19 protein-coding genes, 1 tRNA gene and 3 pseudogenes are annotated in these 23,153 nt (G+C 70.2%); 6 read left to right on the top strand and 17 right to left on the bottom strand.

All coding sequences use genetic code 11. The features are described 5' to 3' along the window. Positions 1–104 precede the first annotated feature (104 nt). The gene (locus ENC19_RS24965; protein ID WP_164449493.1) at positions 105–8,816 is read right to left on the bottom strand and encodes a hypothetical protein; all 8,712 of its coding nucleotides are present in this window, start codon (positions 8,814–8,816) and stop codon (positions 105–107) included. 3 nt (positions 8,817–8,819) lie between these two features. Continuing rightward, positions 8,820–9,308 (bottom strand): hypothetical protein, encoded by a 489-nt coding sequence (locus ENC19_RS24960; protein WP_164449492.1) that lies wholly within the window; start codon positions 9,306–9,308, stop codon positions 8,820–8,822. Positions 9,309–9,433: 125 nt separating this feature from the next. On the opposite strand from ENC19_RS24960, the gene ENC19_RS24955 reads away from it, so the two are divergent. Beyond that, positions 9,434–10,114: a hypothetical protein gene (locus tag ENC19_RS24955; RefSeq protein WP_164449491.1), complete on the top strand. Its 681-nt coding sequence runs from the start codon at positions 9,434–9,436 to the stop codon at positions 10,112–10,114. A 166-nt stretch (positions 10,115–10,280) separates the two neighbouring features. Then, complete coding sequence (locus tag ENC19_RS24950) at positions 10,281–11,375, top strand: hypothetical protein (protein ID WP_328824376.1); 1,095 nt, start codon at positions 10,281–10,283, stop codon at positions 11,373–11,375. Between the two features lie 144 nt (positions 11,376–11,519). On the opposite strand, the gene ENC19_RS31940 is transcribed toward ENC19_RS24950, so the two are convergent. Beyond that, positions 11,520–11,585, bottom strand: coding sequence for a hypothetical protein (locus ENC19_RS31940; RefSeq protein ID WP_164449557.1), 66 nt, complete (start codon positions 11,583–11,585; stop codon positions 11,520–11,522). Further along, positions 11,569–11,769 (bottom strand): annotated as a pseudogene (locus tag ENC19_RS24940) (VapC toxin family PIN domain ribonuclease); the annotation flags it as partial. The pseudogene ENC19_RS24940 and the gene ENC19_RS31940, both read right to left, overlap by 17 nt. Before the next feature lie 176 nt (positions 11,770–11,945). On the opposite strand from ENC19_RS24940, the gene ENC19_RS24935 reads away from it, so the two are divergent. From ENC19_RS24935 to ENC19_RS24925, 3 genes are all read left to right on the top strand, one after another. Then, positions 11,946–12,314, top strand: coding sequence for a hypothetical protein (locus tag ENC19_RS24935; protein ID WP_164449490.1), 369 nt, complete (start codon positions 11,946–11,948; stop codon positions 12,312–12,314). A gap of 445 nt (positions 12,315–12,759) precedes the next feature. Continuing rightward, the gene (locus ENC19_RS24930) at positions 12,760–13,254 is read left to right on the top strand and encodes a hypothetical protein (RefSeq protein WP_164449489.1); all 495 of its coding nucleotides are present in this window, start codon (positions 12,760–12,762) and stop codon (positions 13,252–13,254) included. Between the two features lie 128 nt (positions 13,255–13,382). After that, positions 13,383–14,723: a hypothetical protein gene (locus tag ENC19_RS24925; RefSeq protein ID WP_208021012.1), complete on the top strand. Its 1,341-nt coding sequence runs from the start codon at positions 13,383–13,385 to the stop codon at positions 14,721–14,723. A gap of 158 nt (positions 14,724–14,881) precedes the next feature. On the opposite strand, the gene ENC19_RS24920 is transcribed toward ENC19_RS24925, so the two are convergent. From ENC19_RS24920 to ENC19_RS24895, 6 genes are all read right to left on the bottom strand, one after another. Further along, the gene (locus tag ENC19_RS24920) at positions 14,882–15,109 is read right to left on the bottom strand and encodes a helix-turn-helix domain-containing protein (protein ID WP_281604468.1); all 228 of its coding nucleotides are present in this window, start codon (positions 15,107–15,109) and stop codon (positions 14,882–14,884) included. A gap of 18 nt (positions 15,110–15,127) precedes the next feature. After that, a complete protein-coding gene (locus tag ENC19_RS24915; protein ID WP_164449486.1) occupies positions 15,128–15,373 on the bottom strand; it encodes a hypothetical protein in 246 nt (81 codons plus the stop codon). A gap of 87 nt (positions 15,374–15,460) precedes the next feature. Further along, on the bottom strand, positions 15,461–15,847 hold the full coding sequence (locus ENC19_RS24910; RefSeq protein ID WP_164449485.1) for a hypothetical protein: 387 nt from the start codon (positions 15,845–15,847) through the stop codon (positions 15,461–15,463). Next, complete coding sequence (locus tag ENC19_RS24905; RefSeq protein ID WP_164449484.1) at positions 15,775–16,152, bottom strand: APC family permease; 378 nt, start codon at positions 16,150–16,152, stop codon at positions 15,775–15,777. The genes ENC19_RS24910 and ENC19_RS24905 overlap by 73 nt, the downstream gene beginning before the upstream one ends. A 37-nt stretch (positions 16,153–16,189) precedes the next feature. Further along, positions 16,190–16,408, bottom strand: a complete 219-nt coding sequence (locus ENC19_RS24900; RefSeq protein WP_164449483.1) for a hypothetical protein — start codon at positions 16,406–16,408, stop codon at positions 16,190–16,192. 139 nt (positions 16,409–16,547) lie between these two features. Further along, positions 16,548–16,697 carry a hypothetical protein gene (locus ENC19_RS24895; protein ID WP_164449374.1) on the bottom strand — a complete coding sequence of 50 codons (150 nt, stop codon included), beginning with the start codon at positions 16,695–16,697 and terminating at the stop codon, positions 16,548–16,550. Positions 16,698–16,915: 218 nt separating this feature from the next. Between ENC19_RS24895 and ENC19_RS24890 the strand changes: the two genes are divergently transcribed. Further along, positions 16,916–18,145, top strand: a complete 1,230-nt coding sequence (locus ENC19_RS24890; RefSeq protein WP_164449482.1) for an IS110 family RNA-guided transposase — start codon at positions 16,916–16,918, stop codon at positions 18,143–18,145. Positions 18,146–18,609: 464 nt separating this feature from the next. Here the strand turns inward: ENC19_RS24890 and ENC19_RS24885 are convergent. The 7 genes and pseudogenes from ENC19_RS24885 to ENC19_RS24855 form a co-directional block, all read right to left on the bottom strand. Continuing rightward, positions 18,610–19,011: pseudogene (locus tag ENC19_RS24885) on the bottom strand (type II toxin-antitoxin system VapC family toxin); the annotation flags it as partial. After that, positions 18,993–19,247, bottom strand: a complete 255-nt coding sequence (locus tag ENC19_RS24880) for a FitA-like ribbon-helix-helix domain-containing protein (RefSeq protein ID WP_013730933.1) — start codon at positions 19,245–19,247, stop codon at positions 18,993–18,995. The pseudogene ENC19_RS24885 and the gene ENC19_RS24880, both read right to left, overlap by 19 nt. Before the next feature lie 220 nt (positions 19,248–19,467). Further along, positions 19,468–19,782, bottom strand: a complete 315-nt coding sequence (locus tag ENC19_RS24875) for a transcriptional regulator (protein WP_164449481.1) — start codon at positions 19,780–19,782, stop codon at positions 19,468–19,470. Continuing rightward, a pseudogene (locus ENC19_RS24870) lies at positions 19,782–20,173 on the bottom strand (type II toxin-antitoxin system RelE/ParE family toxin). The gene ENC19_RS24875 and the pseudogene ENC19_RS24870 overlap by 1 nt, the downstream one beginning before the upstream one ends. Before the next feature lie 80 nt (positions 20,174–20,253). Further along, positions 20,254–20,330 (bottom strand) — tRNA-Ile (locus ENC19_RS24865). Between the two features lie 150 nt (positions 20,331–20,480). Further along, positions 20,481–22,178, bottom strand: coding sequence for a M16 family metallopeptidase (locus tag ENC19_RS24860; RefSeq protein ID WP_164449480.1), 1,698 nt, complete (start codon positions 22,176–22,178; stop codon positions 20,481–20,483). Beyond that, positions 22,175–23,125, bottom strand: a complete 951-nt coding sequence (locus ENC19_RS24855) for a tetratricopeptide repeat protein (protein WP_235945084.1) — start codon at positions 23,123–23,125, stop codon at positions 22,175–22,177. The genes ENC19_RS24860 and ENC19_RS24855 overlap by 4 nt, the downstream gene beginning before the upstream one ends. Positions 23,126–23,153: the final 28 nt, after the last annotated feature.

The following is a 23,153-nucleotide window of genomic DNA, read 5'->3' as shown; positions in this document are numbered from 1 at the left end:
TCGTTCCCCTCAGATGAGGTCCGGTGACCGGACACCGCGCATCATCACCCGGTGCGCGGGGCACGGCCAACCCCCACGAAGAGGGGACACGGCGGGCACCTGCCTCAGCAGTCGTAGACCAGCTCCGCGAAGCTGGTCATCACCGCCCGGTTCTCGTTCGACGGGCTCACGGACGACAGCAGGACGTTGATCAGCTCCGGTTTCGTCGTCCGCAGTAGGCCCTTCGCCGCCGCCAGCACGTCGGTGGCCGAGAGAGGACCGCCGCGTAGCGCCGACTGGGCATACCGGAGAACGCTCGCCAGCGCCGCGTCGGAGCCGACCGGGCCTTCCAGCGCGAGATACAACTCCGGCAGGGCACCACGGACCGCCTCGCCAGCGCCGAACAACCCGAGCAGCAGCCGGTCGCGCGCCGCCGGGTCCGGCTCAGCCAGGAACGCCGCGACGGCTTCACCGTGCCCGGCGAACCAGAGAGTGTCCACGGCGTCGCGGGCCGAGCCGGGATCCAGCTCGGCGGCCCGCACGTCGGACAGCCCGCCTGAGGACGTGTCCAGGCCGGCCGCCGGCCGGACCTCGCTCGGCGGCTCGGGCAGCGGGCTGAGCCAGTGGAATGCCGACTGCCCCGACTCGACCGGCATCCGCTCCACCAGATCGAGACCGGCACCTACTACCGCCTCCGGGACCGTCACACCCGGCTCGCCCACCACGATGAGGGCGTCGCCGGCCTCGATGCCCGAACGAACCCGGGTGGCGAGGTCCAGATCGGGAGTCCCGGCGGGCCGCGCCCACAGCCCCCACGGCAGGTCCTCCATGATCCAGCCCGCCGGCAGCTCGAACAGGCCGGCCCGGCCGCCGGGCCGCAGCCCGTACGGCGTCTCCGGCCGGACGACGGTCGGGCGCACCAGCCAGTGCTCCGCCCAGCGCCGCAGGGTCGGAGTGCCGTCCGCGGTGACCGGCACGGCCCGACGAGACTGTCGTGCGTCGACGGGCGGCTCGGTGTAGGAGACCGTGACACCGTAGCGGTCACCCAGCGTCCGGAGCACAGGCTGCGGTGTCAGCGGGGCGTGCACGACGATCCGGGAACGCTGCACCGGGTCGCTGATCTGGTTGGTGACCTCGGTGAGGAAGCCGGCCAGATCCGCGCCGGGTGCCACGATGACTCGCTGCCCCCCGGCGATCGGAACGAACGAGTCCGCGATCGTGGCCATCGCGTCCGTCGGCGGGGCACCGGGCGTGCGCAGCAGCAGACCGGAAGCTACCACCGCGAAACCGCCCGGCAGCGTCGCCGCCGCATCGTGCAGCGCCTTGCGCAGGGCATCGGTGCTGAGCACATCGTGGCCGGGCAGTTCGACGCTCGCCCGGTCGGCGACCTCGCGTAGACCGGTCGCGACCGCACCGGCCTCCGCCGCGGTCGGCCTGCCCCGGAAGTACCGGTCGTAGCCGACCAACCAGTCGTGAGCGAAGGCGACCGACAGCATGCCGGCCACCGGCGTCGGTGGCAGCGTGTCACGGGCAGTCAGCAGGCCCTCGAAGGCGCGTTCGGCGCGGTGCAGTTCGGTGGTGAGCTGCTCCTGGTGCAACAGGCGGGCAGGCACTGATCCGGCGAGCCCGGCCACCCGGTCGGCCAGTTCCGCGGTGGCCGCCGCGATCGCGATCTCCGTGTTGCCGCCCCGCGCCGCGCGAGCCCGGGCCGCCGTGTCCGCCTCGCGCAGCACCGCCTCGACCTCCCGGGCGATGCGGTTACGCACGTCGACGGTGACCTCACGCCCATCGCGGTGCAAGCCCACGGAGATCTCGGCACGGACAGCGTCGAGGATCGGTCGCGCCGCCTGCTCGTACGCGGTCGGCGGCTCCGCCAGCGGCTCGGCCCCGGCCGTGCCGGCGCTGGCGGCGGTGGCCTGGGCACGGGCGGCGTACTCGCGCAGCCTGTCGTCGTTGAAGTAGTGGGTGATGCTGCGCTCGATCTCGGCGGCGAGGTCTTCCCAGTGCGCGGCCTGAATCTTCGCGAACGGGTCGAGCTTCTCCTTCACCGACGCGCGGAGCTTCTCCGCGGCGGCGGCGAAGAACTCCTGTTGAGCCAGGGCGTACGCCGACTCTGGCGGCTCGTCCCAGCCGTGCTCCTCGGACACGTGCCGGTGCGCTGCCACCGCGGCGGCCACCGCCTCGTCGTGCCGGTGTGCCTGCAGGTGGACGAAGGCGTCCCGGCGAATGCTGGTGCGCAGGTGCTCGTACTGGTGACGCCACTGGGCCTCGGCGTCGACGAAGAGCGAGTCGTAGGCCCGTACCGCCGCCGTGATCGCCGGGGCGAACACCTCCCCGAACCACCGTCGGCCGGTGGTGACGAAGTCCGCGCGAAGCGCGTCGCGCGCCGCCGCAGGCAGGCCGTCGAGCGTCTGGATGCCCGTGTGCCCGGTGTGCGCGGTGGCCTCGGCGACCGCGGTGTCGAAGTCGCGAACCAGGTCGGGACGGTGCCGCTCGGCGAGCGTCGCGGTTTCTAGCCGACGGGCGTGGTCTGCCAACAGGACGTTCGTCTGCTGCTGCCAGCCCTTCGCCCGCTCGGCATCGGTGAGCGCGGCGATCTCGTCCACCGGCCGGCGCAACGCGTCCAGTTGATCCTGGAACGCCTGGCGCTGCAGGTCCTCCAAACCGTAGAAGCGCTTCGTCCGCAGGGCGAGCTGCTCGGCGGCGAACAGCTCTCCGAGGACACGCACCGACAGGTCGGAGAGGTTCTGGTCCAGCGCGTCCGCCCGCCCGGCATCGACCAGCCCGTGGAACTGCGTCGCAGCGCTCTGCGCCGCCGTCCAAGCCGTCTGCGCCATCCTCAGGTCGACTTCGACGCTCCGGAAAAGCCGATCCGTGTACGCCCGCCACACCGCGTCCCGGCCGCCGTCCTCGGCGAAGCGCGCCTCGTCCCCCTGGTAGCGGATGACGTCGTGGTTGTGCAGGACGTCCGCGACGAACGTACGGCGCATCCGGTCCTGCACTGCGGCGGGCAGGTCCAAGCCGTGGTCGTAGTCGACCACGCCGACGGCCCGGGTGAAGAGGTCATCGGCGAGTTCGGCCGCCTCGAACTCCTGAGCGAACCGGACGGAGTCGTCGATCCACCGGTGGCGCAGCAGGTCGTGGAGCACCGGCGGGATCGACTCCGGATCCCGCATCCGGCTCAGCTCGGTCCGGAACTCCTCGTCGGTCACCGAGGTGACCGGGTCGTTCACATCGGTGGTCGCTGCGGGGACGTCCCTGGCGACGGCCTGCTCGATGATCTGCGGCAGGGCGGCGGCTGCGGCGGCGACATAGGCGGGCCACGAGGCGCTATCCGGCCGGTCCCGCCACGACGCGGCGATGCGCGCGTCGTACTCGGCCCGGACCGCCTCCAGGTCCAGGCGCGTCCCCGGGCTCGACATCCGGAACTCGGCGATCCCGGCCCGGAACCGGCTGTCCGCGTCCAACCCGGCCGCGTGCAGGTCACGCTCGGCCGTAACGGCCCCAACGGTACGGTCCGCGATGTCCTTCTCGGCCTGCTCCAGCGGCGTCGACTGAGCCGCCGTACGCGGCGGCGGGTCGGGTAGCGGATCGGCGCGGGTGACCGTGGACGGTGTCGAGATCGGATCGCGCGGCTGCGGCTTCGCCATGAGCAGCGCCTCGCCCGGCCCGGCCGGCAGAATCCCCTCGGGACGGTTCTGCGTGCCGGGCAACAGCTTGGCGTCATCCGTCCGCATCCGGGTGGCGAGGTCGTCCATCACCCGGCCGAAGGTGCTCCTGTTCGCCGCGGTCTGCTCGGCCTCCCGCACCGCCAGTTCGTCGGCGTGCTGCCTCGCGGTGATGATGGAAATCTGCTCGCCGATCTCCAGGCGCGTCTGGTCGACGCTGTCGAAGTCGCCCTTGCGGTACGCCTCCGCCAGCCTGTTCCGGGCGCCGTTGACGACGTCGTCGGCGAGGTCGTAGCCGGACGGCATCGTCAGATCGGCGAGCCGGCCGCCGATGTCTTTCATCTGCCGCGCCTCGCTCAGCTCGGCCCGGAAACCGGCCCGGGCCAGCTGCTGCAGTTCGGCGTCGCTGCCTGCGAGATCCTCGGTGCGCACCTTGTTCGGCGGCACCTCGAACCGGGCGTACATCTCCTCGACGAGGGTCCTGCGTGCCGCGACGCCCCTGGTGTCGCTCAGGATCTCGGAACCCCAGCGATCGTCGATGCCCCTGAGCAGTTGCGCGGTGGCGGCGTCGTCCAGCCCCGCGTCCCCGGCCAGGCCCTTGCCGAAGGTCCGTAGCGCGTCGAAACTCGCAGTGCTCGCCGGTACGTTCGGCATCGCCGGTAGCTCGTCGTGCGGCGGCTGGCCCTTCGGGACGTCCAGTTCGTCGAGCCGGCGGGCGACCTCCTCGGCCCGTGACTGATCCGCCACGTCGTCGGTGCGGCCCATACGCTCCGAGACGGACGGCTCCACCCGCTGCCCGGGCGTGGGCTTGAGCGGGGCCTTCGTGTGCAGCTCGGGCAGCACGTCCCGGCGGAAAGCCTCCTGGATCCGATCCCGGGCGGCGAGTTCCTCAGGCGTACGCGCCCCGGCCGGGGCAGGCGTCGGCTCGGCCGCCGTCACCGTCGACCCCGGCGGGTCGATCGGCTTGCGCAACTCCGCCAGCCGCCTCGCGAGTTCCTGGTCAGCCTCGAGCCCGGCCCTGGCGGCCCGACTGTTCGCAAGAGCCCGCGCCTCGTTCAGCGGGCCGGTGATCTCGTCGATGACAGCGACGTCCCCTTGCCGGTACGCGAGCGTCAGCCGTTCCCGCGCCGTGTCGTCGAACGGCAGTCCGTGGCGCTCGAAGTCGTCGGTGAGCCGTACCTGCCGATCAATCAACCGGTTGGTCCGGCCCCGCGAGTCCAGTTCGTCGCCGTAGACCTGGCGCGCGTGGCGGCCGCTGATACCGCCGTTGATGTCCCGGCTGGCCAGCGTCGCGGCCCGCTCCGGGTCCATGCCCGCCCGGACGGCGATGTTCTCCAGCAGCGTCCGCTTCGCCTCGTCCAGCGAGAGCGTCCCGCCCCACCGCGCCTCGACCTCTGCCCGGATCTCGACGATCTCCTTGGGTGAGAGTCCGGCACGGCCACCAAGATGGTCCGCCGAGCCCAGCAGCTCGTCGAGTTCCTTCGGGCGCAGCTGCGGGAGCGCCTCGAGTCGCTTCACCGCGTCGGCCGTCTCACTCTGGTGGTGCGCCCACTCCTTCTCGGAGGCCACGATGTCGTCGTGGCGCTGCCCCGCCGGCGGCTCGACCCGGGTCGGCTCCACGGGTGTCCTGAGGCCCATGGCCCTCGCCGCGCCCGCTGCGTCCTCGGCGCCGACCCGCTTCTTGAACTCGGCGAGCGGCCCGTCGCGGAAGTCGTGCACGAACTTGTCGCGGGCGGCCTTCTCCGCGGCGGCGTCCGAGGCGGCGACGGCGTCCCGGTCCGCTTTCCACTGCTTGAGCCGGGCCACCTGGTCCTCCATGGCGGCCAGGGACTTCTCGCCAGCTGTGTTCTTCGCGGCTTCCCGGGTGTCGATGGCCTGGTCGAGGTCGCGGGTGATCTTGTCGAGGCTCGTCGCGTCGCCGGAACGCAAGGCCTGGGTCAACTCCTTGCGGATGCTCCCCGTCATCGGGACGCCAGCGTCCTCGGCGTGACCGATGCGCAGGTTCACCAACCGCTCGATCATGCGGTTGTCGTCGGCGAAAGCCTGGAGTTCGGCCTGGAACTCGGTGCGGGCGACCTGCGCGGTCGCGGTGTTCGGCGAGGTCACCCGTTCCGCGAAGCCACGGGCCACGCTCGCATCCATGCCCGCCCGCGCACCGATGCCCTCGATCAGTTCGCGGGTCACGGCCGCCTCGGTGCCCTTACCCAGCACCGCATCGGGGCCGAGGCCGTCCAGCAGCTCGTCGAGCTCGCGCCGGGGCAGCCCTGCCGCAGCGCCGAAGTCCTCGATCATCGCCCTGGGACGTTCCAGGCCCGTCGGCACGGCCGGGAACTCCGCCACCTCCTCGGGCTTCGGCGCACCGGGTTTGCCCTTCGGTGGCTCCGGCAACTCTCCGAGGGATCGTCCTTCGACCAGATTTCCCGCCGAGGACACGTCCCTGCCACCACTGCCCTGTCCGGCGCCAGGGTCTCGTGCCGGCACCTCCGGGAATTCAGGAACTCGGGATCCTGTGATCCGGTCAACCAGCGATCGTGGCGTCTCGACGCCGTCGACCAGGTCGTCGCTCCATCGGACGGCGGCACCGTCGGTCAACCGGTCAAGCCGCTCCTGAAGGGCTGCGTCGGCGGTCTTGCCGCTGCTCGTCATGTCGGGGTTCCGGCCATCCCGCACCCCGAGGACCGGGCTCTGCGAGGCGTCGGTCGGCACCTTGGCCGGCACCGGGGTGGTTTCCACCGCCGGATGGCGCGTTGTTCCCGTACGCGCCTCGGGCGTGTCGGTCCGCGACGGCGGCTCGATGGGACGCCCGACCGGCCTGGGCGTCTCCACCACGGGCACCGGATGCGGCGTGCCGGCACCATTGGGGATGTCGCGCACCGGGGCTGCGCCGGGCTGCACGGCACCGGACCCGGACACGCCGGTCTCGCGCGGCGGTGCGCTCGGGTGACCGGCGTTCGTGCCCGCGGCGCTCACCGGCGTCGACGACACCGCATCCCGTGACGGCACGATCCCGCCGACGGTACGCGTGGGAGCCGTGGTGGCTCCGATGGTTGGCACCTCCGGAGCGACCGCCCGAACCGGCGTGACCGGCACCTCCGGGGCGACCACCCGACCGGGGGCGGTCGGTGCCAGGTGCTCGACTCCGACCGCCCGGGACGGGGGCCAGGTGACGTGCACGCCGGTGGGCAGATCAGCGAGTCCGCCGGGACGCATCGCGGGCGGCAGATTCACGCCGTGCGGCACGGGCACGGGGCCGCTCGTGACGGTGTGGTGCATCCCGCGGCCCTGCCCGGCGGCCGGTACCTCGGCCCTCGGCGTGCCGTGCGCAGAGGAGGCGTTCACCGGCGCGTGCTCGACCGAAGGCGGCACGGAGTTGACCGCGCCCGGTCGCGCCGTGCTGGCCGGTACGTTGTCGCCGAGGTGCGGCGACGGCGTACCCTGCCTGGCCACATTGCTCGGTGCGTGCTCGGCCAGGTTCGGCGGGGAGCCCGTCGTGGCACCGCCGGGGCGTACCCCGTTCGTGGGGACATGCTCACCGAGGCCGGGCGGTGCGGTCGTGACCGGAGCGCCACCGCCGGGCCGGATGACGTTCGTGGGCAGGTGCTCACCCAGGTACGGCGGGGCAGCGGCGGTGCCACCGGGGCCGGGGCGTACGGCCGGGTTGGTGACGTGCCCGCCGGTCGAGGTGGCGTGCAGATCGGACACCGTTCCGCGGGCGCCGACAGTGCCCGTCGAGGCGCTGTCCGGGGTGACGACGCGGCCCGTTCCGTGCGTGTTGGCCATGGAGGCGGCGGTGTCCGCGCCGCTGAGGGCCGTCTGGGGTGGCGGTTGAGCGACCAGGTCGCCACGTCCCGCGACGGTGGCGGCGATGTCGAAGCTGCCACGATGGGACGGCGTGGGGGTGAGCGGCGAGATGTCGCCGATGTCCGTGCTGCCTCGGCCACCCACCGACGACACCGGGGAGACGTCTCCGCCGGCGGAGACGCGCGGAGGCTGGCCGACCCCGACGCCCCGGTCGAGGTTGGCGACCGGCGGGGTGTCACCGGTCGGCACCGTCGGCGCCCGGTTGGCGACGGTGCCGCCCGGTGGGGTGGTGTCGACGTTTAGGGTACCGACCTCCCTCGGGCCCGGCGGCCCACTGATGCCCTTGCCGCCGATGTGTCCCCCGGGGGTGGCGACGGCGGACTGGAGCGTCGGCATCGCCGGGGTGACGATGTTCTCCGAGGTACGCGGGACGGTCTGCGGGGCGGCGTGCTCCGCCGCACGCCCGGCGTTGCCCACCGACCCGGCGCCGGAGTAGACCCGCTGGTCCCCCACCGCGCTGGTGGGTGCGGCACGGCCCGCGCCCGGGAGGACCGGCGGGACGTCGGTGGCGCTGAAGGCGGTCCCGTCGACGCCGACGGTGGGCACGTTCTCCACCGTGCCACCCTGGTAGGGCTGGGGTTTGTCGACCAACGCGCCGTTGGTGGTGACGTCGGTGCTGGAACCGCCGACGGGGGTGGATGCGGGGTTCGGTATGTCACCCGGTCTGCCACCGGTGCCCACCCCCTTGACCGGGACGTTGTTGACGCCGCGAATGGAGAAGAGGCCACCCATGACAGCGGCGATGACGACGCTGATGGCGATGCTGGCGGTGTAGTCGGCGGGTACGCCCACGATGGCGGAGACCACCGCGGTGGTGCCGAACTCCATGGCCACCTGCAGGGTGCCCCACACGATGATGCCGATAGCGACGTCGATGACCGCGGTGACGATCTTGCCGGCGAGCTGGCTCATGGCGGAGAGCAGGCCGGCCAGCAGGCGGCCGAGAGCAGCCAGCATCGGGCCGAGGACCGCAGCGAGTCCGATGGTGAGCAGGCCGAAGAGGGCCAGCACGATCTCGATGATCGTGCGGGCCTTCTCCTTGTCGATCGCCTCCTGGACCTTGTCGGCGTAGTCGTCTAGGAACTTCGCGAACTCGTGGGCGGCCTGCTGCACCTTGCGCAGCTTGAGGTCGACGAGGTTCGTCGCGGTGTCCGCCGAGTGGTGGGCCAGGCCGAACCAGGTGATGTCGTTGTAGGCGGCCATCATGTTGTCGCCCAGCAGCTCCAGGCGATCACCCTGGGCCCGCCAGTCTGCGGCGAGTTGACGCAGTGCCGCGGGATCCGGACGGCCGTCCTGCGGAGCACCCACGGATCAGCTCTCTTCGGGCTTGTGCCAGGGATAGGGGTTGTCGGAGTAGTCCGCCTTGATCGGGTCGAGGGTGGTGTCCTCATTGGCCGGCGGCGGGCTGCCGTCGCTGGCCTCGGGCTCCTGCTCCATCTGCGCGCAGAAGGCGTCCCACATGTCGGTAACGGAATGCTCGGCGTTGTTGTAGTTCGCGGCGGCGACGACCACACCGCTGCGGACCTTGTCCAACAGGCCGGGCGTTTCGACGCCCTCCCCGTCGGCGGTCGGCACGCCGAAGAGCCGTTCCTGGATGTCCTTGAGCCGGGTGTTGAACTCGTCGGCGGCGTCGGCGCTCTCACCGATCCAGCCGATCTTGATGCTCTCCCAGGTTTGGCCGATGGTCTCCCAACATCCGATGAGGTCGGTCATGATGACCTTCATGTGCTCCGCGGCGTAGCGGTGCATCGTCTGCGGCGACACGTAGATCTCGGTCGACGCCAGGTTGTAGTCGGGCATCTCGTCACCCCTGCCGCGGTCCCGGTCCACCTCGTCGACGGGACACTAGCCGGGCGACCGGTGGAGCTTCGAGCCCCCACTTCGGGGACGTTGTCGCCGTCTGTGCTCGCGCGTAAGGGTGCATTATGGAAACCAACGCCGTGCCCGTCGATCTCACCCAAACCTGGGACGAGGCCCGCAACGTCGACGGCGAGGACTCGTCGATCGTCTTCACGCCGCCTGAGTCCGACGGCCACGGTGGCTACGTCGACAACGACGGCAACCCGGTTGACGAGTTCGGGCGGGACATCCCACAGCCCGACGGCAACGGCGGCTGGGTCAACCACGAGGGCGAACCCGTCACCGAGGAAGGCGCGCCACTGCCCGCCGCCGACGGTTCGATCCCCGCGCCGGATCTGGGCGACTGGAAGGTCAGCACCGGTGATATCCGTGACGCCGAGGACCGGATCCTCACGTTGACCAAGACCGAGATCGACCAGTTCGAAAGCTTCCGCGACAGTGTCATGCAGCGGGCCAGCTGGATCTTCTACGCCGAGAACTATGCGGACACCCAGGTTTCCAGACACAGCGGTGATCGGATACAGGGCAACCACTACGCCGCGTGGAGCGACGGCCCGGACGAGTACTACGCGAGTGTCAAGGACCCGCACCCGGAGCAGACCGAGCAGATTCAGTACAACCAGTATCAGCTGCTGCAATCCGTGGGTGGCGTACTCGAACTGGTCGGCCAGTACGTCGCCAAACTCAATAACACCGCGCAGATCTACGCCGCGGCCGACATCAACTCCGCGCCTCCCACCGACTGAACCCCTCACCGGGCCGACCTCCAGAGGCTCACGTCGGAGACGGCCGGCATGTGCGCGACCGCGCCCGCCCAGCCCATCGCCGCGGCTCTCGGCCAGCGCAAGCCGGTCATCGAAAGTGGCACTGTCGAAACGCGAAACCGCTACGATCGGCTGATATTGTACCCGAATGACGAATATGTCAGGCTTCCGCAGAGTTGACCAAGGGGCCGAATTTCACCGATTGTTGTCGCGGGTAGTCGGCTATGCCCCGGACGCCGTGTTCGCCGAAGCACGGTCGGCACTCGCGGAGGGGCGTCTAGCCGACACAGCTAGGGCGATCTGCCGCGTTGCCTCCGCTGCCGGGCTGCGGCCTACCGATGCGGAAATCGCATTGCTCGTGACGGCTGCGCCGGAGGCCAGCGCCGAACTCCTCGACATACAACCGGGCGAATGGCCGTTGCCGTCGATCGAGTTCTTTCCGACTCATCCGGAAGAGGATGAGGTTTTTGCTCCTGAACCTGCCCCGCCGATACTCGATCTCACCGACGCCCCGGATGCGTTCGTTGAAAGCGTCACCGATGACATCGACGAGGGCGCGGTGGCGGCGGTGGACGGGATACCCGGTGCGGTTGCGTTGTGGCGGGCCTGGCGCGCTGGCGGCTACGGCGGCTCGACAGACCTGTTCGCGCGAGTCTTCGTTCTGGCCACCGATCTGCCGGAGGACGAACTCCCCGTGGCAACGGCGCTACTGCAAGAGAAGCTGATTCTGGCGGACGCTGACGAGACGCTGGTCGAGGCGTTCATCCTGGGGCAGGAACTGGCACCGTACCAGCAGCAGGCGTTGGAGGGAGGTGCACTGCTGTGGACTGCGGCGGAACCGCGCCGGGTAACCATCGCCCGGGTTTTCGACGGCGCAGACCCGGAGACCGGGCCCTGGTTCGCTCCAGACCACCCCCGACTGGAGGGTCCGATCCGTGACCAGGCGATCGCCTATCTCTCCGCCGGTCAACTCGTTCTGGCGATCACCCAGCGAACGGCCGACATCGTGACCGGATCCGATGAGCCCGTCGTGCCCATGTCTTACCGGACAGATGGCCAATGGGTATGGACCGACGCGGTCGTCTACTACCTCCAGACCCACGCGGTCGCTCCCGATCAAGACCTCTTGGATCACATGCGGAGTGTCAGCTTCAGTCCGCCGCAGACGGACGAGATCGGTACACACCGGGCACTCGCGGCGCTGTTCAGGCCATCGGCAGTCCTACCGGCTACCGTCGGTTAGTGGGGCGTTCCGGCGGCTCTGCACCGGGGCTGTCGTGCCGCTCGCCGTGGCCTTCCGGCCCGGAGCACATCCTGCACTGGTCGAGCCTTCCCGCCGGATCAGGGATCTGACGAAGATCGCCGTCGTAGGCCGGCCCCGGCCCGGTCAGGGTTCCGTCCGTATCCTGCGGTAGTGCCGGCGGGCTTTCAGCCGGTTACCGCAGGTGGCCATCGAGCACCGAGTGGGCAGCCTTCAGCTCCGCCGCCGCGACGTAGGCTGCGTCATGCGCGGTGACACTGCCCCGCAACTGCCATATCCGGTCAAGCAGCATCGCGACGCCAACCTCGTCGATGACCAACGACGGTAGGGTATCGATCGCCTCCTAAGCCCGAGCAAGGCCCAGCTTCCCACCGAGGTGCAGCACCGCCCACCGGCCGGTGCCGTCCCGGTGTTCCTCCACGCGCACCGACGCTGCCGGGATTCCGCTGTCGTCCAGGTACAGCCACGCGTGTTCGCGGACCTGCGGCTGACCGGGCATCCGGCGATCGTACGCCCCACCAATCCTGATTTTCGACCCGTTGAGGAGGGTCCATGGACCCGATCATTCTGCCTGCACTGCCCACCTACGCGTTCTCGCCGACGCTCGCCGGCCTGCTGTCCCTGGTGTTGACGATCATCCTGCCGATCCTGGCGGCCCTGCTGATGCGGGCGTCCTGGTCGGCGTGGCGTAAGGGTTTCGTGCTGCTCGCCTTGGCCACGGTCAAGAGCTACGTGGAAGCGTGGCTACTCGCCGTCAACGACGCAGTGGCGTTCAATCACGTCACCACCCTGTACTCAGCGCTCGTCACGTTCGGGCTCGCCGTCGCCATGTACCTCGGATTGTTGAAGGGCACCCCCGTTCAGCAGGCGGCGGTACGGGGCGGCATCGTCAACGATCGGCCCCGGCACGCCGAGCCCTGATCCACGTCGCACCGTCTCGGTAGGATCGTCGGCGCGGTGCCGCCGGTGACGTCCCGGTCAGGCACCGACCAGCCTGCAACGCCCCCCCTTCCCGGACATGCCGGGAAGGGGGGCGCTTCCGTCGTTTACGCTGTTAGTGCGGGTGCGATGCCGAGACATCACCGGTGCACCGGGCGACGAAGGGCCATCCGCCGCAGCTCCCAAATGATCACCGCAGGGCCCCGGCGTGGACGCGGGCCACCGGCGCACCAGGGCCACCACGCAAGCCCGCGCCAGCCGTGCCGGCGGTGGGATCGGTGCCCCGCTGCTCGGGCAGAGAGCAGCCGGACTCCCCGTCCACCTTCACAGGTGGGCGGGGAGTTTCGTCGTACCCCGGGCATGGATGTCGCCGACCCGACACCATTACGTCCCGCAACCGGCCGGCTACGGTCGTCACCATCGCCGGATGCGGACCCGACACATTCTCGCCGCCGCCGTGCTGATGCTGCTCGCCGGCTGCGGACCCGACACCACCAGCACACCCGAACCAGCCCCGGCGACACCTGCCGCGAAACCACTCGACGCACGGCGGGTGCTCACGAAACTCAAGGCCGCCGACGTCGGCGTCACCGGCGGCACCATCCAGGACGAGAATACCGACCCGAACAACCTGCTCGGCCGACCCGGCGGCTACACCTCGCGTGCGTCCGCTGACCTGCCCGGCGGGCGACGCGACGAGCCGGTGCACTCCATCAACCGCGGCCTGGTCGTCGAGGTGTTCCCGACCGCCGACGACGCGGACCGGCGGGCCGAGTACATCCAGACGGTCACGAAAGGGATGCCGCTGCTTCCGGCCGAGTACCACTACCGGGCCGACGCCGGCCGGGTGCTGGTGCGGGTGTCAGGGCTGGTCAAGCCGTCACGAGCGGCGAAGGTCGCAGCCGCCGTCGCCGATCTGTAACCATCCCACCCCGGTCATTTGGTACAAAAGGGGAATTCCCCCGGCGCGGGGGGCGACAGTGGGGGTCGATCATGGCGGCGCACAGGAATCGTGTAATCGCGCACCAACGCACATCCGAAACCGCCATCATGATCCTTGTGCTGGCCGCCTTCGGCCCCTACCTTGCGGCCGGCATACGCACCGAACAGGCCGCCGTCTGTGCTGTTGCAGGGCTGGCGCTGCTGGCCGGCGCACATCACCTCCGCGAAACTCCCTCACGGGCAATGCTGGCAATCGCAGCGATGGCAACCTATCTGACCGTGGCCGCATTCGCCGCGGTCGGCCCCACCAGCCAAGCCACCGGTTACGGACCCGTCGGCTTCCTTGCCGGCCTCGACAACCTGCTCCTACCGATTGTCACTCTCACCGCCGGCTACCTGATCGCCGCCGGCCACCCTGACCGGCGGCGCCTCCTACGGATCACCGCACTGACCTTGGTGGCGGCGCTCGCCGTCAACGCGGCCGTGTCCTACCTGATGTTGGTGAGCCCCGGCGACTATGACCAACTGATGTCCGCCTGGTGGACCGGCGATGGTGGGGTATCCACAGCGGAGCGTGCCGCGACGATGGGCCGCTACTCGGGGATCTTCAACCAGCCCGCCGAGGCCGGGGTCGCCTACTCGCTGGGGCTGATCGCCGCCGTGTACGCGCTGCGCCGCCAACCCATGATCCTCGCCGCCGCCGGTGTCGCGCTCACCGTCGGTGGGCTTCTCACTGCATCCAAAATCTTCCTGCTGATCGGGTTGCCTGTCGCGTTGTGGCAGACGTGGATGGGGTCGTCGTGGCACACCCGTGCCGGTACGGTGCTCGCCGTCGGCGGGGTGATGGCGTTGTTCGACCACCAGGCCCGGCAGCCCGATTCACCGATCGGTGGTGTGCTGCTCGGGGCGTGGCTCAACCCGGGAGACCGGGGCGGAGGCCTCCTGTCTCTGTATACGGCGTCACGGTTCGGCGAACAGTCCACCCTCGCCGACACAGCCGGCATCGTTTTGACCCACTCGCCGTGGTTCGGGTTCGGGTTGGGTGGGCTGCGGGTCGCCTACGACAGCGCATGGGTGGAGGCCCTCGTCATGGCTGGCATTGTCGGAGTGGCGGCGCAGGCCGCCATCCTGGCGGTGATGGTGTGGTGCTGGCTTGATGTGCGGCGGTGGGCGGACCCGGCTGCGGTGCGGTTCGGCGCCGGGCTGCTGCTGGTGGTGATTGTCGGGTCGGCGGGTTTGCCCACGACCACGGCGAACAGGGTGTCGTCGGTGGTGTGGTTGTTCGTGGCGCTGCTGCTGGTGTGTCCGCCGATCCCCGGGCGGCGTGCCCTCTGGGCGAAGGATGCGCCGGAGGATACGGCGGCGGGGCGTCCGCTGCGGGTGCTGCCGGTCGACCAGCGACGGCACGAGGTTCGTTGGCCGGGTGTCAAACCGATGGCACGGCAGTGAGCCACCGGCCGGGGTCAAGTTCCCGGTCCGCGCGCTGCCGGTAACCGCAAGGCCACAGTGCGGCGCAGTCCCGGCAGCGGCGCGGCTCGTCATCACACCGACCGTGCCGGGCCGCGAGCGTGCGCCAATGCTCCCGATCCACCCGGGGCAAACTACCCCTAACCGGCAGGTTCCGAACCCTTGCGGGGGCGGCCACCCTTCGTCCAGCCCGCCCTCGACTCGGCCACCAGCCGATCCACGGTCACCTCGTCGGCGTCGTACAGGCGGGCCAAGCACCGCATGTCGGACACCGACACGCCACACTGACCCTGCTCGATGCGCCACACCTTCGACAGCGACCAGCCCGTCTCCGCCGCCACCTGCTCACCAGTCAACCCGCACGCGATCCGCAGCCGCTTCCTCAGTCAGATGTTGACGTTGATGGCGTCGGGGACAGCGTTCGTGGACGGTGTGCCGTGGCCGATACCCGCATACACCTGCGGCCGGGTTTGACGCAGGTGACCGGCCCACATGCCACCGACGGCGGCGGTGCCGACGACGATCGCCGGGAGCAGTAGCGGCAGCAACGACCCGGGGGCGGCACCGAGCAACGATCCGGCGCTGCTGACCATCGCGACGAGCACCACCGAGCCGGTGAGCAACCCCGCCATGGGCGCGATCCGCCACTGCCACAGACCACCGTTGTCCCGGGCGGGTTTCGGTGCGGCCAGGGCTGATGCCGACGCGGCCAGCAGCAGTCACAGCAGCCCCAACGCGCCCAGCGTGGACAGCCACGCGAACATCTGCCCGACCGGGTCCGCGCCGGCCAACGCGAACCCGGCCACCACCACGGCGGCGGTAACGGTCTGGGCCAGTGACCCGCCACGTGGCGCGCTGACCCGGGCGCCGCTGTCCGCTCCGGCGAGTCCGGTCGGTAGCACCGCTTCGCGGGCCATCGCGAACACGTACCGGGCGATCACACTGTGGAAGGCGAGCATCGCGGTGAGGATCGCCAGGATCAGCAGGAGCCCCGCCGCGGTGACCCAGAAGCTGCCGGCCCGGTCGAGGATCGTCAGGGGCAGGTCCGGGTCGGCTGCGGCGGCTTGCCGGGGCTGGTCGGCCCGACGGCCAGGCCCATCGCCCACGCCGCCAGGGCGTACACGCCGCCGAGCACCAGCGCCCCTGTGATGGTGCGGCTGACCGCCCGCCGGTCGACGGTTTCCTCCACGAAGCTGCCGGGGGCGTCGATGCCCATGAGGGAAGCGACGGCGAAGGCGACCGCGCCGCCGATACCGCCGACGGCGAGGCCGGAGGCGGCGAACCCGTCCCACGTGGGTGCGTCGGCCGAGCTGACGCCGACGGCGATGAACACGGCGACGATCAGCAGCGACGCGGTGAGGACACCGGCCAGCAGCAGGGTGGAGCGGACGACCGGCCAGCGGCCGAACACGGCGACCGTGTGTCGGCGTACAGGTTGGCGTGGCCAGTCAGGTACGCGTGAACGTGCCCAACTCGCCGCACCCACCAAGAACCTTCTTGATCAGGCCGAAGCGGTCATCGATCGATGAGCACCACAGCCCGTCGTTGCAGGGTCTGCAGACGACCTTCGTGGCGCTGGGCGCCGCCGAGGCGCGCCCGAGCGGATCGTCGAGCAGGTAGGGGCTGAATGCGCTGCGCGAGCGCTGCGGGTAGTGCTTCGTGAGCAAGCCGACCCGCACCGCAGCCGCGCAGCGGCGAGGAGCGGAAGCGGCGCGGTAGGAGGTTTCAGCAGAGGGGCACCACCACCTACCTCTCGGATCTTGGGCATGAGGCTGGTCCCGTTCGTCCGTGCCTACCTGGGCACGTTCATCCGTACGCCGACACCGTGGCGAGGGCGATACCGGCCCACACTGTCCATGACCCGCCGAGCAGTGCGGCGAGGGTCGCGCCGAGCAGCCCGTAGAGGCTGATCTGGATGGCGTTGTAGGCGAGCAGGGCGACCAGGCCGCCTGCCACGTTACCTTTTTGATCGTCCCCAGCCGGGGACCCTCGGTCGCCCGGCCCGGTATGACTTCCTGCCCCTGTCGTTCGGATGATCCGGGGGTGTTGTCGCTGGGTCGGGTGGCGTCGGCGGACCGCTGATAGGGACACGGCCACCCGTGTTCGGGGTAGGTCTCTTCGTAACGTGGCTGCCGGCAGTCCGACGCCTTGACTGCGGCCGAGGCCACGATGCGATGCGTGGAGGCGGTCTGGTGCGCGACGGTTATGGCGTCTTCCTGGGCTTGGACGTCGGTAAGGGTGATCATCACACGGTCGGGTTGGCCCCGGACGGCAAGCGGCTGCACGACGCGCCGTTGCCGAACACCGAGGTCCGGCTGCGGCAGCTGTTCGACAAACTCGCCCGCCACGGCCGGGTCGTGGTCGTGGTCGTGGTCGATCAGCCTGCCTCGATCGGTGCCTTGCCGGTCGCGGTGGCTCGGGCGTGCGGGCATCAGGTGGCCTATCTGCCTGGCCTGGCGATGCGGCGGATCGCCGATCTGCATCCCGGTTCGGCGAAGACCGACGCCCGTGACGCCTACGTTATCGCGGACGCGGCCCACACTCTGCCGCATACGCTACGGCGGGTCGACACCGGCGACGAGGCCCTGGCTGAGCTGGAAGTCCTCGTCGGCTTTGACGACGACCTCGCCGGCGAGGCCACTCGGGTGTCGAATCGGATCCGGGGCCTGCTAACGCAGATCCATCCCGCCTTAAAACGGGTGCTGGGTCCGAAAGTCCACCACAAGGCGGTCCTGGAGTTGCTGTCGCGTTGTGGCGGTCCGATCGGGCTGCGCAAGGCAGGCCGCCGCAAGCTTCTCTCGATCGCGACAGTGCACGCGCCTCGCATGGGTGAGCGGCTCGTCGCCCAGATCATGACCGCCCTCGACGAGCAGACCGTCACCGTCCCCGGCACCCAAGCCGCCGAAACGATCCTGCCCCGCCTCGCCGACAGCCTCCGCGACATCCTGCGACAACGCGACCAGGCCGCCGGTGAGGTCGAGAGGATGCTTGATGCGCACCCTCTTGCCCCGGTCCTGACCTCGATGCCCGGCATCGGCGTCAGGACCGCCGCCCGGATCCTGCTCGAAGTCGGCGACGGCACCGCCTTCGCCACCCCCGGCCACCTCGCCGCCTACGCCAGCCTCGCCCCCGTCACCCGACGATCCGGCACCAGCATCCGCGGCGAACACCCACCCCGAGGCGGCAACAAGAACCTCAAACGCGCGTTCTTCCTCGCCGCGTTCGCAGCCCTCGCCGACCCCGTCAGCCGCGCCTACTACGACCGCAAACGCGCCGAAGGCAAACGCCACAACGCCGCCCTCATCTGCCTCGCCCGACGCCGCTGCGACGTCCTGTTCGCCATGCTCCGCGACAAGATCCCCTACCAACCACGGCCGACAGATCAGGCACCCATCCCCGCTTGACGAAACCCATAGGGACACCCCCACCAGTCGCCGACGCCGCTGACCTGGACGACGCCATCCAAGCCGGTGCTGCCCACCTCGCGGCAGTACGGCGGCCATCCCGCCGGTTCACTGCCGCCGCTGTGGTCGCGGTTGCGGCGGCGGCATTCGGTTGGGGTGCATTCGCCCTCCACTCCCTGTTCGCGGCGACGGCCGGACCCCCGACGGCGGGTCTCGTCGCCCACGCTGTCGCGGCATCCATCCTGACCATGGTGGGTATCGCCTTCGGCGCGCTGTGGGTGGTGGCGTGGCGGTCCGGCCGCCGCGAGACGGTCCGCGACCAGCTCGCGGCGGACCGGTATGAGCGGCTGCTGGTGGAGATCGGGCAGATGCGGGCAGAACTGCGGGACGGCGACGGGCGTGCGTTGGCTGCGGTGGAACGGGCCCAGCAGCTCATCGGATCGCCGGAGGGTGGGACGGTGCGGCAGCCGGATCTCGCAGCGCACACCGTTGGCCTTGACGAGCCGACCATCACCGGTCACGAGTGGACAGGCCAGCAACTCCGCCGCCGCGACATACGCCGCGTCGTACGCCGTGACATTGCCCCGCAACTGCCACGTCCGATCAAGCAGCGTCGCGGCACCAACCTCGTCGATGACCAACTAAGGCAGGGTCTCGATCGCCTCCTGTGCCCGAGCAAGGCCGAGCTTCCCACCGAGGACCTTGCCTCTGATCACCGACATGACCTCGATCAGAAGATGGCTCGGCGCAGCCCAGTGCGGATCTCCGGTCAGTTCCGCCCGCGCCGCGTCGCCGACCGGCCCGTCGTCAACCAGGGCATCGACCATAGCCGACGCATCCACCACGATCACGCGGCGCTCCCCCACGGTCCGCGCTGCTCCCGCTGGTCATCCAACTCGGCAGCACTCTCCCCCGGCAGGGAACGAGCACCGTCCGACCGGCCGGCGAAGCGATCAAGGGCCGCCGTATTGCGCAGCCGTCGAGCCTGGGTCTCCACCAACTCCAGCAGGTACGCCTGGAGTGACTGCCCACGCGCCTTGGCCTGGGCCGCCAGGGCGTCTCGCACTTCTTCCGGCACGTCCCGAATCTGAAGAGCAACCATGCATTCATTATGCATGCAGTCTCGCTTGCTAGCCAGGAAGGACTCAAACCCTCGATCAACCGGTTCGCATGACGACTACGGCACGGACCCAAAACCGCAGGCCAGAGAAGTACGTGGGCCGGAGGTACCACCATGCGAACCAACCAGCGACTATCGCCGGTGACCCGTTCCCGCTGCGGGCGCGCACGTCAGGAGCGCGGTTCATACGCTCGGCCAAGGATCAGGCGATCTGACGGAGATCGCTGCCATAGTCGAAAATGATCCGCATCCGGGCGCCCAGTGCTCGCGCGTACCGACTCAGGGTCGCGACCTCGTTGGCCTCCAGATCGCCGTTCTCGATCTGACTGACCCGGCCGGGGGTGACCCCCATCAGCTCGGCAACCTGCCGCTGGGTGAGCCCGAGACGCTTACGCTCCTCGGCCAGGTGGAACGCGCTGATCCATGCCTCGGTGCGGGCGCGCTCCACATCGAGCGCGGCGTCGTCCCCGTCGTGCAACTCGGCACGGATGTCGTCCCAGTCATTAAAGTCGCTCATCAGCCCTCCCTCCGCTTCCTCTCAAAGGCGAGCCAGCCCTCGTAGGCGACCTCGGCGACCGGGATCGCTTCCTCACACCATCGAGACCAGTCTCCGGCCTTGTTACCGGCCACCAACAGCACCGCCTGTGACCAGGGATCAAAGACGAACAGAACCAGATCGCGACGTCCCGCCCAGACCTCGGTCGCAGCTCCTTGAGGTTGCCGATGCTCGACCCTCTGAGCGTGTCGACCAACGGACGCCCCAGCCCCGGACCGGTCTCCGCGAGCATGTCGATCGCCACGTTGACCGACCGGTAGGTCGCCGGATCGGTCTGACGGAGCGAGCGCAACCAGTCGCGGACATCGCTGGTCGTTCTGATCGCCCAGTGACGGGCGGGGCCGTGTGGCATGGACCAACTATAGCTCAGCCTATACCTTGAGGCAGCATCCGAACCGCAAACGCGCAGGTCGGCAGCATGATCGCGTTCAATGGTGGGGCGGGCGGGACTCGAACCCGCGACCGAGGGATTATGAGTCCCCTGCTCTAACCGGCTGAGCTACCGCCCCGGCACCGGGCCGGATCTTATCCCGCCCAGTCGATCACCGGCCAACGAACCTTCCCGACCTCCCTGCGGGCCGACGGACCGTACGGTCGGACGCCCGATGCGAGCGCCGTGCGGTGCAGGTCGGGAGGGATCCGGCGGCCACGGCCTCTCCTCACCGGCGTCGCCCTCGTGTCAGCAGCACGATGGGCAACGCGAGGATAACAGTGAGCAGCCAGCCGACCACGACCGCACCCCACAGTACGGCGACGTCCTCCTCGGCGGTGGGACTGATCAGCATGCCGATGGTGAGCAGCAGGGTGAACCCGCCCACTACCAGCGTGGCCAGGCCGCTGAGCACCATCAGCAGGATCTCCCACCCGGCCCGCTTCGGCCGGGTCAGGCGCTCGCGAGCCGCGCGGAGGGCACGCGGTTGGGGAATGCTCTCCGGATCGCGGGGCGGCATGGTGATCTGCCGGTCGATCGGCACCCCGCTGTCGACGACGTGCATCGCCGCCGGGCGCGTGTCGAACAGGGTCGGCTCGATGTGCAGCACGATCGCGTCGTGGCCGATGAGCTGCCGGGCGCCGTCGGGCCAGGCCAGCATCGCGGCGCAGTCGGCGTAGGTGACCGTGAGGGTGCCACCGGCACTGAGGTGGCTGACTCCCTCGGTGCCGATGAGTAGTCGACTGTCGTCGTCGCGGGCGCGGTAGGTGGTGCCCGCGACGGTCGACTCCGACGAGGTGGGCGCGGCGGTGAAGCCAGCCCAGTCGGCGCTGGTCCCGTTCGGCACCATCAGCAGCGCCGAGGCGTACGCCTCCTGGGCGACCTCGTGCAGGTCGGCGAGGGTTACCGCCTTCAGCTGCGCGAGCTGCTCGTCGATGGTGCGGTTCGGCTCGCCGTTGAGCAGGTTGAAGGCGTACGCGGGCAGCCGGGTGGCGTCGGCCTCGGCGGTGGCGTACATGTCGATCCGCTTGGCCACCACGGCGTCGAGGTCGCTCTGCTCGATCCGGCCCACCCGCAGCTTGGCCAGCACGTCGATGAATCCGCCGAGCACGGCGTCCTGCTTCTCGGCCAGCGAGTCGGCCAGGGCCCGCAGGTGGGCCTGGCCGTCGCCACGCGGTTCGTAGCCGCTGCCGATGGTGTAGGAGAGACCGGCGTCCTGGCGCAGCGCCCGGAACAGTTCGCGCTCCAGCACCTCGGCGAAGATGTTCGCGGCGGTGCGGCGCCGCACGACCGCGTCGAGCACCACCGCCCGCGAGCCGTGCACGAAGTACGCCGGGGTGGCCGGCAGCGCCGACGAGGCGGCCGGTACCGGCTGCCGGGTGCCGGCGGGCAGGTCCAGCCGCAGTCCTTCGGGCACCCGGTCACCGGCGATCCAGAGCACCGCGTTCTCCCGGGTGAACCAGCGTGCGGCCCACTGGCGCAGGTCCTCGGCGGTGAGCCTGCCCAGCCCCCACTCCGGGTAGCTGCTGAGCCCGTGGTCGCGGGCGCCGTGGCGCCACAGCGGGATGTCGTCGATGGCCGCGCTTCCCCGGCTGCTCCACTCGGTACGCAGGATGTCCTTCTCCACCTCCAACCGCCCGGTCGGCAGGTCGGTCAGGTTGGCGCAGACGGAGGTGAGGAAGGTGGCGATGTCCGGTGCTGAGCCCTGCATGTGGAAGGTGGTGAAGGTCGGTCCGGTGGCGCCGTTGAAGTGGTAGTCGGCGGTGCCCAGCGGGGCGAGAACGAGGTGTTCGAGCAGGTGGGTGATGCCGTGGCGGGCCAGCGTCTCGTCGGCGGTGCCGACCCGGAAGGTCAGCCCGGCCCGCATCGGCCCGCCGGTGGGGGCGAGCAGGGTCGGCACCCCGTCGGTTTCCAGGTGTTGGATCACGGCCGGCCGCCCTTCGCGTACGCCTTGTCGCGGAACCGCTGGAACTGCGCCACCGCGTCGCCGAAGTAGCCGAACATCGATTCGTCACCGAGGTGTCCGAGGGCGGCGAACTGCTGCGCCGCCGGTGTCCACTCCTGCATGAGGCAGAAGGCGAGGGCGAAGGTGCTGCGTACCTGGACCCAGTCCCAACCGTGGCGGAACTCGGGGTGCCAGATGGAGCGCTGAGCCGCGTCGTGGATCGCGGCGCGCACCTGCTGGCCGCGCAGGAATGCCCGCGCGGCGGACAGGGTGCCGTGGTCGAAGGCCTGCTCCAGGTGCACCTCGACGACGAGGACGGCGTTGGGCGCGCCGGCCGGTGCGGCGTCGGTGCATTCCCGGGCGAAGTCGTACGCCTTCTCCCAGCTGCCGCTCCATTTCGGACAGAGCTGCTGCAACAGGGAGCCCTGCGCCGGCAGGTGGTGCGGGTGCGCGGCGGCGAGCCGGTCGTAGCGGCGCCGGGCCTCGGCCTGGCCCAGTTGCAGGCCGCGGGCGCTGGTGACCCGCTGGGTCCAGGCTGCCGCGTCCTGCGGGTGGCGGGCGGTGGCCTCGATGAGGATCTGCTCGGCCCGGCGCAGATGATCGAAGAACCGGGCGAACTGTGCCCGGCTGACGTCCTGTGCCCGGCTGGCCGTCCGGATCCGCCATCCGGCGTGGATCAGGTGCGCCCCCAGCATGGCCGCGGCCACCGGGTCGTCCGGTTGCTCGGCGAGTGCCTTCCGCAGGAGCGGCTCGGCGTCCGGTGTGTCACCGACCTCGCCGACGAGGACCGTCCGACCGTGGGCGTCCTGGGCGTCGACGAGGGCGCGCAGCGCCGGCCAGTCACCGGCGGCCAGCGCGCCACGGGCGCCGGCCACCTGGGGGTACGCCGCCGCGGCGTCGAACACCGGCGGCGGGAGGGGTGCGGGCATGGCGAGGATCATAAGTGATCATCTTTGG

Source organism: Verrucosispora sioxanthis (assembly GCF_010560025.1).
Lineage (GTDB): Bacteria > Actinomycetota > Actinomycetes > Mycobacteriales > Micromonosporaceae > Micromonospora > Micromonospora palythoicola.
The sequence above is the reverse complement of the archived record's forward strand: the minus strand, read 5'-3'. Positions and strand labels throughout refer to the sequence as shown.